The organism is Pedobacter hiemivivus (assembly GCF_005144565.1).
GTDB lineage: Bacteria > Bacteroidota > Bacteroidia > Sphingobacteriales > Sphingobacteriaceae > Pedobacter > Pedobacter hiemivivus.
The window spans coordinates 201,471-218,258 of sequence record NZ_SWDX01000007.1 but is presented as its reverse complement, the minus strand read 5'-3'; the positions used below and the strand labels follow the sequence as shown (position 1 = coordinate 218,258).

Annotated in this window: 14 protein-coding genes and 1 tRNA gene; 10 read left to right on the top strand and 5 right to left on the bottom strand. The window is 39.1% G+C overall.

All coding sequences use genetic code 11. The annotated features are described in order from the left end of the window. Positions 1-56 precede the first annotated feature (56 nt). Complete coding sequence (pnp, locus tag FBD94_RS18395) at positions 57-2,204, bottom strand: polyribonucleotide nucleotidyltransferase (protein WP_136881295.1); 2,148 nt, start codon at positions 2,202-2,204, stop codon at positions 57-59. 117 nt (positions 2,205-2,321) lie between these two features. Continuing rightward, positions 2,322-2,624 (bottom strand): 30S ribosomal protein S15, encoded by a 303-nt coding sequence (gene rpsO / locus FBD94_RS18390; RefSeq protein ID WP_131606023.1) that lies wholly within the window; start codon positions 2,622-2,624, stop codon positions 2,322-2,324. A gap of 181 nt (positions 2,625-2,805) precedes the next feature. Between rpsO and FBD94_RS18385 the strand changes: the two genes are divergently transcribed. Together FBD94_RS18385 and FBD94_RS18380 are read left to right on the top strand one after the other, a co-directional pair. Further along, positions 2,806-3,225, top strand: coding sequence for an acyl-CoA thioesterase (locus FBD94_RS18385; protein WP_131606024.1), 420 nt, complete (start codon positions 2,806-2,808; stop codon positions 3,223-3,225). Between the two features lie 181 nt (positions 3,226-3,406). After that, the gene (locus tag FBD94_RS18380; protein WP_136881294.1) at positions 3,407-4,834 is read left to right on the top strand and encodes an MATE family efflux transporter; all 1,428 of its coding nucleotides are present in this window, start codon (positions 3,407-3,409) and stop codon (positions 4,832-4,834) included. Here FBD94_RS18380 and FBD94_RS18375 read toward each other — a convergent pair. Together FBD94_RS18375 and FBD94_RS18370 are read right to left on the bottom strand one after the other, a co-directional pair. Further along, positions 4,831-5,232: a DUF983 domain-containing protein gene (locus FBD94_RS18375; protein WP_131606028.1), complete on the bottom strand. Its 402-nt coding sequence runs from the start codon at positions 5,230-5,232 to the stop codon at positions 4,831-4,833. The genes FBD94_RS18380 and FBD94_RS18375 overlap by 4 nt on opposite strands. A 61-nt stretch (positions 5,233-5,293) precedes the next feature. After that, entirely contained in the window at positions 5,294-5,881 is a 588-nt protein-coding gene (locus FBD94_RS18370) for a Crp/Fnr family transcriptional regulator (RefSeq protein WP_136881293.1), read from the bottom strand. 128 nt (positions 5,882-6,009) lie between these two features. Here FBD94_RS18370 and FBD94_RS18365 point away from each other — a divergent pair, with 128 nt between their 5' ends. Then, the gene (locus FBD94_RS18365) at positions 6,010-6,813 is read left to right on the top strand and encodes a DUF3575 domain-containing protein (protein ID WP_136881292.1); all 804 of its coding nucleotides are present in this window, start codon (positions 6,010-6,012) and stop codon (positions 6,811-6,813) included. A 201-nt stretch (positions 6,814-7,014) separates the two neighbouring features. Here FBD94_RS18365 and FBD94_RS18360 read toward each other — a convergent pair whose 3' ends face one another. Beyond that, positions 7,015-8,001, bottom strand: coding sequence for a D-alanine--D-alanine ligase (locus FBD94_RS18360; RefSeq protein ID WP_131606034.1), 987 nt, complete (start codon positions 7,999-8,001; stop codon positions 7,015-7,017). 133 nt (positions 8,002-8,134) lie between these two features. Here FBD94_RS18360 and FBD94_RS18355 point away from each other — a divergent pair, with 133 nt between their 5' ends. From FBD94_RS18355 to FBD94_RS18325, 7 genes are all read left to right on the top strand, one after another. After that, the gene (locus FBD94_RS18355; RefSeq protein WP_131606036.1) at positions 8,135-8,899 is read left to right on the top strand and encodes a PASTA domain-containing protein; all 765 of its coding nucleotides are present in this window, start codon (positions 8,135-8,137) and stop codon (positions 8,897-8,899) included. A 16-nt stretch (positions 8,900-8,915) separates the two neighbouring features. After that, entirely contained in the window at positions 8,916-9,968 is a 1,053-nt protein-coding gene (gene mltG / locus FBD94_RS18350; RefSeq protein WP_136881291.1) for an endolytic transglycosylase MltG, read from the top strand. After that, complete coding sequence (locus FBD94_RS18345) at positions 9,969-10,376, top strand: acyl-CoA thioesterase (RefSeq protein WP_131606040.1); 408 nt, start codon at positions 9,969-9,971, stop codon at positions 10,374-10,376. Between the two features lie 9 nt (positions 10,377-10,385). After that, positions 10,386-11,375: a YihY/virulence factor BrkB family protein gene (locus FBD94_RS18340; protein WP_136881290.1), complete on the top strand. Its 990-nt coding sequence runs from the start codon at positions 10,386-10,388 to the stop codon at positions 11,373-11,375. Between the two features lie 97 nt (positions 11,376-11,472). Then, positions 11,473-11,562, top strand: a tRNA-Ser gene (locus FBD94_RS18335). A gap of 154 nt (positions 11,563-11,716) precedes the next feature. Next, the gene (locus FBD94_RS18330) at positions 11,717-12,898 is read left to right on the top strand and encodes a FecR family protein (protein WP_136881289.1); all 1,182 of its coding nucleotides are present in this window, start codon (positions 11,717-11,719) and stop codon (positions 12,896-12,898) included. A 184-nt stretch (positions 12,899-13,082) separates the two neighbouring features. Further along, the gene (locus FBD94_RS18325; protein ID WP_136881288.1) at positions 13,083-16,781 is read left to right on the top strand and encodes a SusC/RagA family TonB-linked outer membrane protein; all 3,699 of its coding nucleotides are present in this window, start codon (positions 13,083-13,085) and stop codon (positions 16,779-16,781) included. The last annotated feature ends 7 nt before the right edge of the window (positions 16,782-16,788 follow it).

Genomic DNA, 16,788 nt, shown 5'->3' with positions numbered 1-16,788 from the left:
GTACTAGAACGACGATTGTACTAACATAACAATCGTACTAGCATGACGATGCTTAATTAAGCAGGATTTTCAGCTGGTGCAGCTTCTGGTCTTGGTGGACGAGGCAATAATGCTTTTCTAGAAAGCTTCATTTTTCCTTGTTTATCAACATCCAAAAGTTTAACCTGAATTTTATCACCTTCTTTAAGTACACCATCCATAGTTTCTAAACGCTCCCATGCAATCTCAGAGATGTGCAATAAACCGTCTTTACCTGGCATGATTTCAACAAAAGCACCGAAAGGCATGATTGATTTTACTTTACCATCATAAGTAGCACCTATTTCTGGTTTAGCAGCGATTGCATTGATACGTGCAACAGCAGCATCAATTGCAGCTTTATTATCAGCAAAGATCTCAACGATACCTTTGTTACCAACCTCTTCAATAGAGATCGAAGCGCCAGTTTCGCGTTGCATTTCCTGAATAATTTTACCACCTGGGCCAATTACAGCACCAATAAATTCTTTATCAATACTTAAAGAAACGATACGTGGAGCATGATCCTTGTAATCTTCACGAGGAGCAGCAATCGTTTTCTTCATCTCATTTAAGATGTGTAAACGAGCTTCTTTAGCTTGGTTTAAAGCGTTAGTTAACACTTCCCATTTCAAACCATTGATTTTTAAGTCCATCTGACAAGCTACAATACCTTTTTCAGTACCAGTAACTTTAAAGTCCATATCTCCTAAATGATCTTCATCACCTAAAATATCCGAAAGGATTGCATATTTACCAGTTTTCTCATCAGTAATTAAACCCATTGCGATACCCGATACCGGAGCTTTGATTTTAATACCTGCATCCATTAGCGCTAATGTACCAGCACAAACAGTTGCCATTGATGAAGAACCGTTAGATTCTAAAATATCAGAAACGATACGAATGGTATATGGATTTTCTTCCAATCCTGGCAATACTTTCTTCAATGAACGCATTGCTAAGTTACCATGACCAATTTCACGACGGCCAGCTCCTCTGTTCGGACGAACCTCGCCAGTAGAGAAACCAGGGAAATTATAGTGCAATAAGAATTTGTTGTATCCATTGATGAAAGCACCATCAATCATTTGCTCATCGTCTTTAGAACCTAAAGTAACGGTAGTTAATGCTTGAGTTTCACCACGTGTAAATACAGCCGATCCGTGAGCAGCAGGTAAATAACTTACCTCACTCCAGATAGGACGTACTGTACGTGCATCACGACCATCTAAACGAATTCCTTCGTCTAATACCAGGTTACGGATGGCATCATATTGTACATCATGGAAATATTTTTTAGCTAAGAAGCTAGTTACGTCATCAATTCCTTCGCCCAAAGTAACTACGAATTCTGCAAGGATGTTAGCAAATGCCTCAGTACGCTCACCTTTGCTCGTATTGCTTTTTGCAACAGCATATACTTTATCGTAAGTAGCAGCAAATACTTGCTCCCTTAATTCAGGGTTGCTGTTTTCATGAGAATAAGTACGTTTTACTGTTTTACCTACCAATTCAGCAAGTTCTTTTTGAGCTTGAACCTGAATAACGATAGCTTTGTGTGCAAATTCAATCGCTTCAACCATTTCAGCCTCAGAGATCTCATCACATTCACCTTCCACCATTACGATGTCTCTTTCAGTACCTGCAACAAGGAATTCCATTGTAGCACGCTCTAAATCGTTTACGTAAGGGTTGATTACTAATTTACCATCAATTTTAGCTACACGTACTTCAGAGATAGGTCCGTTAAAAGGAATATCTGAAACCGCGATAGCAGCAGAAGCCGCTAAACCAGCTAAACAATCAGGCATTATATTTTTGTCAGAAGAGATCAACGAGATCATTACTTGTGTATCTGAGTGATAATCCTCAGGGAACATCGGACGTAAAGCACGGTCAACCAAACGAGAAATTAGAACTTCATAGTCTGATAATCTAGCCTCACGACGTAAGAATCCACCTGGGATACGTCCAGCAGCAGCATATTTCTCTTGGTAATCTACCGATAAAGGTAAAAAATCAACACCTGCTTTTGCACCAACTGTAGATACTACAGTAGCCAATAACATGGTATCACCCATTCTAACAACTACAGAACCATCAGCTTGTTTAGCCAATTTACCTGTTTCGATTTCAATTGTTCTTCCATCGCCCAGATCGAACGATTTTTTTATTACATTCATTTAATAATAGTTATGGTGCATTTTCCTCTTTCGACGCACCTTGTTTATATATAGTTTTTTTACTTTTCAATTAAAAAGCCATCCCCTAAAGAATGGCTTTTCTTGATAAAAATACGATTATTTACCGTCTCTAACCCCTAAAGGTTTGATAATATCCCTTAGACCTAAAGCCTTAATGATAGCACGGTAACGATTAATATCTTTTTTAAATAGATAAGCCAAGATACCGCGGCGTTTACCTACTAATTTCTGTAGTGATAACTGAGTAGAGAAATCTTTACGATTTTTCTTTAAATGCTCTGTTAAGTGCGCAATACGGTATGTAAATAACGCTACTTGACCTTCTGCAGAACCCGTGTTTGTTTCTACTTCGCCGTGTTTTTTGAAAATGTCGGCCTTTACTTCTTTACTTAAATACATTCTTGAATGATACTAAAGTTGTTTATAAATTAATTAATTGCTGCAAAGATACTGTATGTTTTAAAGATTACCAAGTATATATAATAACTGATCGAAATGTCATCTGGTTTTAATTATACCCAACACTATCAAACATAAGTAAATTCTAAATCATATTTTTGCGCCATCATAAAATTGTTCCATGGAAAAAAATCAATATAGCATATTCGAGAGTGAGTTAAAGGTGCGTCCGGATGATATAGACATGTTTAACCATGTGCACAACAGCAAATACTTTGACTATGTACTTGCCGCCCGCTACGACCAAATGGCCGAATTTTATAAAATGCCAATGGAATCCTTTCTAAAAAGCGGTTTCGGTTGGGTAGTTCGTACTGCGCTAGTTGATTTTAAACGTCCACTTGTCTTGGGAGATGTGATCTTGATCCGCACCGGAATCCTTACCATTAATGAAAAAGGCTGCCGTGTACAGTTTGAGATTGAAAACAAACGCACTGGCAAAGTGGCTTCTGATGGTTGGTTTGATTATGTAATGATTGATACCACGACTGGAAGAGGCTGCAAGGTAACTGAAGAAATGATCCAGGCCTACAGCATTTAGTACCTCCCGTTTTTATTTTAAAGATATAATTATATCTTTGCTCTATAACATAACCGCATTACGATGAAAGTAGTTGCAGTCCGTTTGAGGTTCTAACAACCAAGGACTCCACCCTTCCCGAAAACATCAAATAACGGCGCATCGCGCTGCGTTACGGTTTATCTCATATTTTTCCTTTTTTATGTCACAACAAACAACAGCTTCAACGGGCAAGCTATCTCAAATTTTTACACTTTTAAAACAGGCACTTAAAGGCGAAGACCTCGATTTTACGCAAGGCAGTATGCGTAGGGCTGTACTCCTACTGGCCATTCCAATGATGTTGGAAATGGCAATGGAATCAGTTTTTGCACTAGTAGACCTTTATTTCGTAGGTCACTTACACAATAGCAGTCATGCCATACAAACTGTAGGTTTAACAGAATCTGTGCTTACGATAATCTATTCATTAGCCATCGGTATGAGTATGGCCGCAACAGCCGTAGTAGCCCGTAGAGTTGGCGAAAAGAATCCTGAAGCTGCCGGGAAGGCAGGTATGCAAGCCATCTTTATCGCCGTAGTCTTCAACGTCATCATTAGCGTGATCGGACTAATTTTCGCTACAGACATTTTACTATTGATGGGCGCGTCCGCAGAAACCGCAACACAAGGCACGCCTTTCATGCGCATTATGATGGGTGGAAGCATCATCATTGTCTTGCTTTTCCTCATCAACGGGATATTTAGAGGTGCTGGAAATGCCGCTATAGCCATGAAAAGCTTATGGATAGCCAATATTGCCAATATCATCCTATGCCCTATCCTGATTAATGGATTTGGTCCGATACCTGCATTTGGCTTAACTGGGGCTGCAATAGCCACTACTATAGGTCGCGGCACTGGTGTATGTTATCAATTGTATCATTTATTTAATGGCAAAGGCGTTTTAAAGATCAAATTGGCATACTTAAAACCACATTGGGAACAAATTGTAGCTTTACTAAAAATAGCAACTCCCGGTATCTTCCAATTTGTAATCGCTTCCTGCAGCTGGATATTTCTAGCACAACTGGTCGCCACCACTGGGGGCGACCATGGATCTGCAGGCTATCAAACTGCGCTAAGGTTAATGATGTTCTTTATGCTTCCAGCATGGGGCATGAGTAATGCTGCAGCTACCTTGGTAGGACAAAATCTAGGCGCCAAACAGATCGACAGAGCTGAGCAGTCAGTTATGAAAACAGCGAAATACATTGTTATTTATATGCTATCTGTGATGGTATTCACTTTTGCTGGTGGCCAATTTTTTATTGCATTCTTCACCAATGATGTATTGATTCAGGAGATGGCTATAAAAGCCTTGCAAATCATGAGTGTTGGGTATATTTGTTATGGCATAGGAATGGTATTGATGAGTACCTTTAATGGTGCCGGTGATACCTGGACACCCACCTGGATCAACCTATTTGGATTCTGGATGTTCCAGATTCCATTGGCTTATTTATTAGCTAAACATTTCGAATTAGGTCCAGTAGGCGTATTTATCGCCATCCCTGTAGCCGAAACAGCCATTGCTGTTGCGGCTTTCATTCTGTTTAAAAAAGGGAAATGGAAAACGGTTAAAGTTTAAGACTTTATCGCTTCAGGTTTGGGTTCGTAACCTAAACCTGGAGTTAACCAATGTAATAGGAAAACGCGTGAATATCTATAATTGAATGGCGCAAACAAAAGCACTCCTATCGCGATAATACCTGCATAAACCCATAGGTTTTCGTACACCAATGCAACACCTAATATATAAGTGGCTACACTTATGGTAATCATTTCAGCACAATTCATCGCATAGCTAATAAACATGGCTACATAAAAATATCCGGGTTCACGTTCAAAGCGTAGGTTGCAAACCGGACAATTCTCGTTTATACCTTGCCCTTTAAAAGAATACATCTTTCCAGGAAAAATAGCGCCTTCGCGACATCTTGGACATTTACATTCTACAACTGCCTGTAATTTTGAGATCGGTTTCATATCTATCATATTATGTTACTACAAAGATAAGCAACCCTCTATTTTCAATTTATGATATAGATCATGTTTCCATTTTAATGATCTTCCCCTTCTGTAACTTCAGCACTTTCTCATCCGCCAGTTTCTTTACAATACGAATTACGGTCTCTACTCTTAAACCACTCATATCGGCCAATTGCTGCCTTGTAATATCTAAAGAAGCCCCTTTTTCCATATTCTTGAGCAAGTAGGCAATCAATGTTTTTACGCGATGTTCGGCCTGTTCGTTTGCCAATTCTTCTAACATCATAGATTTGTAAAATAACCTATTGCTTAAAGTTTTGATCAATTCCATGCTAAAAGAACGGTCTTCTTCTATCAATTTAAAGAAGTCATTCTTGTTTACGGCTATAATTTCGGCATCTCTGGTTACAATGGTAAAAGCCAGGTATGGTTTGTTTAAAAGTAAAGCAGGTTCACCAAAATATTGGTTCTCTTTAAAAATCCCTTGTATAAACTCTTTCCCATCATCATTTACCGTCACCATCCGCACTTCACCACTTTTAATGAAGTAAACAGCTTTGGGCTCTGCCCCCGGTTGATAAATGACAGCTCCCTTTTTATAATGAACTGCCTGATACTTATTGCTTAACAGGTATTTTATAATCATAGGATCGGATAATGTTTGACCTCTCCGAAGGTAGCTATAGCATTTAAAAATACCTATTAATAGGTATTTTTAAAATCACGAACATAACGTAACTTCGCCGAGAAAAATTTAAACTTAAACCCTTAATTATGCAAGCAAACTTTACTAAAAATCTATTATTATCAACTCTTGTGTTAATTTCATGTTCTTTCGGAACAGTAAATGCACAAGATAAAACTAAAGCTACGCAAGAAGCGTCGAGCGAAGTTGAAGGTAAGAACCTTGTAAAATGGAACTTTGCAGCCATGGCGCTGAAAAACTATTCATTTCAATATGAGCGCGCAATAGCTAAAAAAATATCTGTAGGCTTAGGCGTAAGATTTGCACCAAAATCTGGTGTTCCATTCAAATCACAATTCGAAAAATTAATCGACGATGAAGATACCTGGAACAGTATCAAAGATTTTAAAACAGGAAACTTTGCGATTACACCTGAGGTTAGGTTCTATATGGGCCAAAGCGTTTTCAGAGGATTCTATGTAGCACCATTTGCTAGATATGCAAAATACAGCGTAGAAGGTCCATTTAACTATGATGTAACTGTTAATGTTAGTGGTACTGATGTTAATCAGAAGGGTGTAATCCCACTTAGTGGAGATATCAAAACATTCACTGGTGGTTTGCTTTTGGGTGCACAATGGAAATTAAGCAAATTGGTTTACCTGGATTGGTGGATTATAGGTGCTAGTTATGGTACCTCATCTGGAAGCATTTCAGGTAAAAAGACACTAAATTCTGACGAGCAAAAAGCATTGAAAGAACAACTTGAAGATCTTGAAGACCTTCCATTGGTTAAAGTTAAATCTGAAGTTAACAGCGAAGGTGCAAAAGTCGACTTTGATGGTCCATGGGCAAACCTTAGAGCAGGTTTAAGTATCGGTTTCAGATTCTAATCTGGGACTGTAAAAAACTAACTACAAAAAAGCGTGGCACATTTGATTGTGTCACGCTTTTTTATTTGTTTTATTATGGCGCCCCGTCATCCTGAATTTATTTCAGGACCACTCACCTGCGATTAAAACCTGCCTAAACGAGGTCCTGAAATAAATTCAGGATGACGATCGTGCTATTGCTACTGCACAATTACGATCGTACTATCCAATCGTTTCTCTGATTAATTTGGTATAAAAATCATTCAATTTTATCCCTGCAGCAGCAACCTGTTGCGGTATAAAACTAGTAGCCGTTTGTCCAGGGATAGTATTGATCTCGATAAAGTAAAAATCACCCTCATCCTCTGTCAGGATAAAATCAATACGCACCACTCCACTACAATTTAGCTTCGCATACACATTTTTAGCTATTTGCTCTACACGTACACGCGTTTCATCTCTAATCACCGCTGGCGTAGTTTCTGTCGCTACCCCCGGCGTATATTTAGCTTCAAAATCAAAAAACTCTTTAGCCGTTTCTACTTCAGTAGCTGGCAATGCCGTGACCTTTCCATCCAGCTTAACCACACCAATAGTAAATTCTCGACCCGAGATAAACTCCTCAATCAACACCTGAGTATCCTCTTTAAAAGCCTTATCAATTGCAGCCTGTAAATCATTAGGGTGATTAACCTTTGTCATGCCGATACTACTACCACCATTGTTAGGCTTCACAAAATAAGGTGCTTTAAGATCTTTCTTCAATTGCTCAAGACTATAATCTCCACCTTTAAAAATCTGAGCAGATTTAGCGATATGCAACTGATCAATCCCATTCACTATCGCCTTTGTATAGCCCTTATTCATAGTTACAGCCGAAGTCAACGCATCACAAGTTGTATAAGGTAGGCCAATCATATCAAAATACCCTTGTAATTTACCATCCTCACCCGGCGCACCATGTATCGCAATAAAAACCCCATCAAACGTTATCTTTTTTCCTTTTATGGTTAAAGAAAAGTCATTCCGATCCACTTCAATCTTCATAGAATCTGCAGGTTCATAAAACCAGCCTTGTTGAGTAAGCATAATTTTATACACCTCAAACTTATCCGCATCCAGATTTTGAGCGATGGTAGCTGCACTTTTAACAGAAATTACCCATTCTCCGGTAGTTCCCCCGGTTAACAATGCTATTATTTTCTTCATTGATTTAATTATCTATACCTGATCCTGTACAACCACAAATATAAATTAGTTGATGCAGATGTTATTTTAATTCCAATAAAATATTTTTTTAGTCTAAATTTGGCCCTTATCTATTAAATGAAACAAAATTAATATGGCTAAATTCATATCTTATCTAAAGACGACTTCTTTTAGAAACAACCTTATTGCCGCTGTGCTTACCGTAGTTGTGCTTTTAATGGCTGCTTTCTTTAGCTTAAGATACTACACTAAACATGGCCAGGGACTAGATGTGCCAACCTTAAAAGGACTTTCATTTGAACAGGCCGTTTCTAAACTAGAAGAACTAGGTCTGCGTTACGAAGTAGATTCGGTATACATTATGGACTCCCCTCCGGGCATTGTCGTAGATCAAGACCCAAGTTCTGGAACTTTTGTAAAAGATAACCGTACCATTTACCTGACCATAAATACAGCCCTTGCTCCGGATGCTAAATTTCCGGATATAGAATTTAAATCATTAAGAGAGGCACAAGCCATGATGGAGAGCTTTGGTTTTAAACTAGGCGATACTTCATCTAAACCAGATATGAGTACAGATGTACTTCAAGCTTCGTTCAAAGGCAGAGTGATTAAAGCAGGAGAAAGCCTACCAAAAGGTTCAAGGATTGATTTAGTACTTGGTGATGGTAACGGAAATGAGGAAGTAGCCATTCCATCATTGATAGGCTTAACAAAGGATGAGGCCTTATTTGCCCTCAGAACTGGGGCAAAGCTAAACCTGGGCATAGTAAGCTATGAAGGTGCCATTACAGATTCGACTACTGCGGTGGTTGTTAGACAAGATCCTTTTGCTACCGACTCTTTAATTAAGGTTAAAATTGGCAGTCCGGTAAACATTACCCTTTCCAACAAATAATATTTATTTTTAGTATATGACTAACGAAAAGAAAAGCATGAAAACTGGCATTAAAATAATACTGCTTAGTTTATTAGTTGTTTTAGCAGTAGGTGGCTATTTTGGAATCAAGTTTTATAAAGTTTTCTTCGCTCCAAATACAACAGGAAAAGAGAAATACTTATACGTAAGAACAGGTAGCAACCTTGATAACTTGTTCGAAGAGCTTCGCCACAAGGATATTTTAAGGGAGATAGGTACCTTTAGTCAGGCAGCTGCCAAAATGGATCTGGCACGTTCTTTAAAACCTGGTCGTTACAAATTGACCAAAGGAATGAACAACCGCAGCATCATCAATATGCTGAAATCAGGAAACCAGGATCCAGTAAAGCTTAAATTCCAAAACCTTAGAAAAAAGGAAAACTTTGCAGGTTACTTAGCTAATAATTTAGAGCCTGACTCCTTAACTTTTAGCAGTGTATTGGATTCGGCAGCGCTGATAGAGAAATACGGTTTCAATAAAGATAACAGCTATGTCATGTTTATTCCAAACACTTACGAGATGTACTGGAATGTTACCGCATTGGAATTTTTCGACAGAATGCATACGGAATACGAGAAGTTTTGGAATCCTGAGCGTAAGCAAAAAGCTGCTGCCTTAAACCTTACGCCTATACAAGTTTCAATATTGGCTTCTATTGTGGATGCTGAGGCTTTGTATGACAAAGAAATGCCAATTATCGCAGGTCTATATTTAAACCGATTGAATAAAGGGATATTGCTTCAGGCCGATCCTACTGTGATTTATGCAAACAATGACTTCACGGTAAAACGCGTTACCAATTCGTTACTTCAAGTACAATCAAAGTACAACACTTATAAATATGCCGGTTTGCCTCCGGGTCCTATTATGATGCCTAGTATCAATGCGATTGATGCGGTGTTAAACAGGGAGCAGAACAATTATATCTATATGTGCGCCAAAGAAGATTTTTCGGGTTATCACAACTTTGCGGTTACCGTACAAGAGCATGAGCTAAACGCTAAGAAATACAGAGAAGCTTTAAACAAAAGAAATATTTTCAAATAGATGTATACACATAGTACGAAGGTTAGGGTGCGGTATGGTGAAACAGACCAGATGGGATATGTTTACTATGGTAATTATGCTGAATATTACGAAGTTGCGAGGGTAGAAATGCTGAGGAGCCTTGGAATGGATTACGCTTCGATGGAAAGCAGTGGCGTCATGATGCCGGTGTTGGAGCTGAACTGCAAATACATTAAACCTGCGTTGTATGACCAGGAAATAACGATCAAGACGACTATTCAAGATCTGCCAGGTGTTCGCATTCATTTTAAGTACGAGCTGTTTAATCAAGCAGAAGAGCTGATTAACATTGGCACTACTACACTTGTTTTTGTGGATATGGTCAAGAATAGACCTTGCTCTCCTCCAGAAAATTTCATGGAGAAGTTAAAAGTATTTTTTAACTAAATTTGATAGATGGAGTGGATTCATAATCAGCTATTAAAAATCAAATATTACGCTTTATTCATAGACTGGACGAAGGTTTGTGTACTCCCAGGGTTCAGTCCACTCCCCCTTTATACTGTTGCCACATTCTTTTTTAAAGAGATTAGTAAGGATTCTTTAATCAATAAGGCTTCTTCATTGGCTTATAATTTTATGCTGGCTCTTTTTCCTGCCATCATCTTTTTATTTACACTGATCCCTTTTATACCGAAGCGTATCGGCTTCCAGGAGCAACTTATGGAGTTTATTAAGCTCATCTTACCGGGCGACGCCTTTAAAGCCTTTGAAACGACCTTAAATGAGATCGTAAACAAGCAAAACGGAGGACTATTATCCTTCGGTTTTCTTCTGTCTGTACTTTTTGCCACCAATGGCGTGCATAGCCTGATGATGGCTTTTAATAAGTCTTCTCTCATTATTGAAACCCGCAGCTGGATCAAGCAAAGACTTATTGCAATCGTGTTGACAGTGATTATTGTCCTGTCTGTGATCATCTGTATTACCGCGATGTTTATTGGCAAGTATGCCTTAGATTATATCAACACTCACTTGGATTTAAAGGGCAACTTCATTGCTTACCTGATTCAATTGACAAGGTGGTCGTTATTGGGTGTGCTGTATTTTGTAACCATATCGGTTTTGTACAGATACGGTCCTGCGCATGCAAAGAAATGGCGCTTTTTTAGTGCGGGCTCTTGGTTGGCTACTATCCTGGCCTTTTTAACTATTCTGGGATTTTCTTTTTACATCAACAACTTCAGTTCTTACAATAAAGTATATGGTTCTATCAGTGTTTTGATTGTACTGATGATCTGGCTTTATTTAAATTCTTTGATACTTTTGATCGGTTTTGAGCTGAATGCAAGCGTAGATCTGTCGAAACGCAGTGTAAAAATCATCAAGCCGAACTTCAATATGTTCAAAAAACCGGTTCCAAACACCCCTAATTCGGACGAATAGAAAAATTTTCTGACTCATTTTTAAGCCATTAACAAATTATCGTTAAAATAATATTGCCTTAGTTTGCAAAACCAAGGGGTATTCGTACTTTTGTCGCGGAGAGTTGGCAGAGTGGTCGATTGCGGCAGTCTTGAAAACTGTTGACTTGTCAAAGGGTCCGCGGGTTCGAATCCCCCACTCTCCGCCAAGGTATCAAAACCTACAAAAAGCCTGAAATCGCAAGATCTCAGGCTTTTTGCATTTTAATGAGTTACAATTTCCCCAAATATTTTTTTATTTTCAATTCATTTAGATAAAATCCGATTCTACTTGTCTTAGTGTTATAGAAAGCCTAAACTATAATGAAAGGAAGCCAACTGCAGGATCCATTTTGGATTGCCAACCACATTTCAGGATATCTCAATTCAACGCTAAGCCCGTCAGAACAAGACGAATTGTTTAGTTGGGTAGCGCAAGATGAAACCAATTATGCAATATTCTGCGCTATTGTAGACGAAAAGCAACTCTTAGAAGACCGGAAAGAATCAGCTAAATTCGATATGGAATCTGCCTGGCAAAAAGTATTCCCAAAGCTGGAAGACATTCGGGTTCTTAAGCCTCAGACCAGCTACAAAACCTATATCGCCATCGCTGCTTCATTATTTTTATGTTTGGGTACCCTACTCTACTTTCAGGCCCAGCAGCAGAAATCAGAACAAAAATATGCAATAAAAAATACAGGCGCTAAAGAAGATCAAGATGTCTACCTCACATTAGCCAATGGCAAAAGAATTTCCTTAACAGACGCAGCCAGTGGAAGCCTGATAGAACAAGAAGGCGTAAAAATCAGTAAAACTAAAGAAGGTCAACTACTTTACCAGGTAACCGGTACCGGATCCACTGTCTACAATACCCTATCTGTTCCAAAAGGTCAGCAATACCAGGTCATATTACCAGATGGAACAAGAGTATGGTTAAATGCGGCTTCTTCCTTAAAATATCCTTCAAAATTTGCTGGGCTTAAACAACGGGTTGTAGAACTAACCGGCGAAGCTTATTTTCAGGTGAAACATGACCAAAAACAGCCCTTCCTGGTTAAGACGGCAGGACAGCAGGTGGAAGATATTGGAACAGAATTTAACATCAACGCCTATGATGATGAAAAGGTAGTAGAAACTACATTGACAGAAGGAGCTGTGAAAGTAACCAATCAGCTCGGAGATACAGAAACCATCAGCCCCGGAGAACAAACATTAATCGCTGCGAATCAGAAAATAATAGTGAGAAAGGCAGATGTTCAAAAGATTACAGCCTGGAAAAATGGCGAATTTTTCTTCAAAGGAGATGACATCCAATATATCCTGCGACAAGTGAGCAGGTGGTACAATGTCGATATCGTATATCTTGGAAATGTTCCTGTGTCAAAATTCGCCGGACAAGCATCCAGAAATATCACATTGGAACAGATGATGGATATATTAAGAGAAAGCGGAATAGAAACTACGTTGACCAACAGAACGCTGTTTGTTAAAGACCCGCAATAAATCAATAAGTTTTAAACCAAAAATCAACAACTATGACCTGAACCTTTACACCAATTTAAATGAAACTCTTTCGCTTAAAGAATAGTAACCGAATCCCGACGGCCATCGGGATCCGGTAAAATGCTTAGGCGCAAAAAAAACAATCGCTGATTATTTATCGTAACAACCTAAACTAAACAAAAATATGAATTTCTTTACAATTCAGAGCCAGGGCATTGGAAGATGTCAGGGATTACCATTATTGAACCACAAAGTACTGCCCGCCAGTAGAAACGGGCTGCTAAAAAAAATAATTATGCGTATTCAGTTGTGCACTTTAATAATCATTGTTACTTGTATGCAGGTAAGTGCATCGGCATACAGCCAGTCAGTGACATTGAATGAAAAGAATGCTCCCCTACAAACCCTGCTGGAAAAAATCAAGGAACAAAGCGGCTATAAGTTCTGGTATAATATCGATCTTCTTAAAAACACTAAACCCGTTTCTGTTAATCTGAACCAGGTACCGCTCAATGAAGCATTGAAATATATCCTGCTAAATCAGCAGCTGAGCTATAAGATTGTTGATAAGACTATTGTAATCAATCCCGTCTCTAAAAATACAGTAACTATCCTGCTCAGTGTGCCTGTAGATATAGCCGGTAAAGTAACAGATACAGACGGTACACCTTTGCAGGGCGCAACTATACGCCAAAAAGGTACCACCAGAAGTGTACTGACGGATAAAAATGGTGAGTTTAAAATGCAGCAAGTGTCTACAGATGCTACCCTGACGATATCCTATCTCGGTTATATCACACGCGAGATCAGGGTTTCACAAGGCGTTAAAAATATTGTCCTGAAGGCAGATGAGAAAGCCCTTAATGAAGTAACCGTTACCAATGGTTACCAGGAACTGGATCCAAGAACTTTAACGAGCGCCATTACCACTGTAAAGGCTAAGGATATCCTTGTTCCAGGTATTTTTTCTATCGACCAGGCATTGGAAGGCAGGGTTGCAGGACTCTTTGTCATGAACAACTCCGGAGAAATTGGTGCCGCACCTAAGATCAGGATTCGCGGTACCTCTACAGTGCTGGGAAACCACGAACCGTTATGGGTTGTAGATGGTGTAGTTGTGAACGACCCGGTAAATATTGATCCTGCAACCATTAATGATCTCGACTTTGTAAACAGGCTCGGTAATTCTATATCAGGATTAAAGCCTTTTGATATAGAAAGTATCGATGTACTCAAAGATGCCTCCGCAACTGCGCTTTATGGCGTGAGAGCTGCAAATGGTGTTATTGTAATTACCACTAAAAAAGGTCATGTTGGTGCGCCTATTATTAATTTTTCTTCGGCTTCAACCTATACCGCAAGACCAAGATATACAGATCATAACATCAATGTGATGGATTCCCGCCAGCGCGTAGATTACTCCAGGGATCTGATCAACAATAACATGTCCTACCCTGCTAATATCAATTATGTGGGCTATGAAGGTGCGCTTCACGACCTTTATACCAATGCCATCAGTTATGAGCAGTTTCAGGCAAGGGTCAGTCAGATGGAGACGATGAACACCGATTGGTTCAGTCTGATTAACCAGGATGCTTTTTCTACACAAAATGACATCAGCATTTCAGGAGGAACACCTAAAATGCGGTATTTTGCCTCTTTAGGAGCTGCTAATCAGAACGGTACCATCAAAGGAGATAAGGTAAACCAGTATACCGCATTTTTAAAGCTAAACGCCAACCTTACAGAAAGATTAACCTGGGACATGAACTTCAGGTCTAACGTTAGCAAAAAGAATTATGTAGCAAACAGTGTAAATGCACTCGATTATGCCTACAATACCAGCAGGGCTGTACCTGCTTACACTAATGACGGTTCATATAGTTATTATAACAGATATGATATTAATGGTTACTATAATTTCAATATTTTAAATGAGATCAATAATTCGCGCGATATTACTAATCTGTCTGGAATCAACCTGACCAACAGTCTAGGCTTCCGTTTCAGTCCCGCGTTAAGAGGTACACTATTGTTCTCCTATTCCCTCAATAATACAAGTCAAGAGAGCAATTATGGAGAGAATACGTACTATTCTGCCGTACTCCGTCGCAGTAATTACAAAGTAGTTCCAAATGCATCGCAAACATTAATGCCTTTTGGTGGCGAGCTTCAATCCAATACCACACGAAACTATTCTTATTTATTACGTCCTCAGTTTGACTATAAGAAGAATCTGGGCGGAAGTAATGATCATTTACTTACAGCTGCTATAGGCGGTGAACTTTCCTCTACAAAATACGATGGTACAGAGACTGTAGACAGAGGCTTTTTGCCCGACAGAGGTAGCGTTTTTGCTGCTGTTGATCCTATTACCTATCCTCAGTATGCAGTTTGGGCCTTAAACAATCCGGTTAAGAAAACAGATCAGCTCACCAATTTAATTTCTGCTTATTTTACAACCAGCTATACTTACAAAAACCGCTACACCATCAACTTTAATACAAGAACAGATTATTCCAATAAGTTTGGTGCCAGCAGCAATGAAAAATTTCTGCCATCTTATTCCTTTTCGGGAAGGTGGGATGTAGCCCAGGATTTCTTTAAAAATTCAAAAAATGTAAATATGCTCGCTTTCAGAGGGTCATATGGCTACCAGGGAAATATGCTGGCCAATCAAACTCCAGAAGTAATCATGAAAACAGGTGGACTTGATCCGGTAACCGGAGAATACAGTTCTACGATCGCCTATTATCCCAACCCAAATTTAAAATGGGAAAAAACAGGACAGGTAAATGCTGCGCTAGACTTCTCTTTATTTGGCAGTAAATTAAACGGATCATTCACCTATTATCATAAGAAAACGGTAAATGCCTTCGTCAATGCAGAGGTAAGTGACATCAATGGCCGCACAGCCTATGTGGTTAATTCCGGTACAATTTCCAATCAGGGAATTGAGGTTGCCTTAAGCTTTACACCTATAGACAATGCATTAAAAGGAGGAAAAGGCTTTACCTGGCGTGTAGATCCGGAAATCGGACAAGCCATTAATTCATTAATAGGTAGCAAAAGCGTAAATGTAGCAACCTTCAACAGCAATACTTATCTTACCTATTTAAATGGTTCGATGGTGCTGGATGGCAAGTCGATTAACTCTTTTTATTCTTACAAGTATGCAGGCTTAAGTCCGGTAAATGGAAAACCATTATTTTATAATGATGAGACTACAAACGGGCCAAAGTTAAAAGCCATGACTTCAGATCAAGTCTTCCAATACGTAATGATACCCAGCGGAAACCGGGTACCAACACTACAGGGAGGCTTAAGCAACTCACTTTCTTATAATGGCTTCTCACTAAGTTTCAACTTAAGCTACAGCTTTGGTTCCACCATTCGTCTCATGAAATTATATGAAAGCAGGTATGGCGGAAGTTCAAGTATAAGTACTGCTGCCCCAATGCCGGAAAATAATGTGAGTACTGAATTACTCAATCGCTGGCAAAAACCAGGAGATGAAGCATTTACCAATATACCAGGATTATTAAATTCACTTGATTATAACGTATCAAGAACACATTGGTCTACCGGACAACCTTATGTATATGCAACAAACATGTGGCAAATGTACGATAGTTCTGACCTTAGAACCGCTAGTGGAAATTTTGTGAAGATAAAGACATGGTCGCTCCGCTATGCATTGCCGACAGAACAAAGCAAAAAACTGGGTCTCAGGATGGCATCTATCTCCCTCGCGGGTACCAACCTGTATACTTTTGCCAGTAAAAAGCTAAATGGCCAGGATCCGGAACAAGCAGGATTTTCCAGCTCAATACAATTGTCACAACGTCCATCATTTTCACTGGGAATAGATATTTCACTATAAAATATTA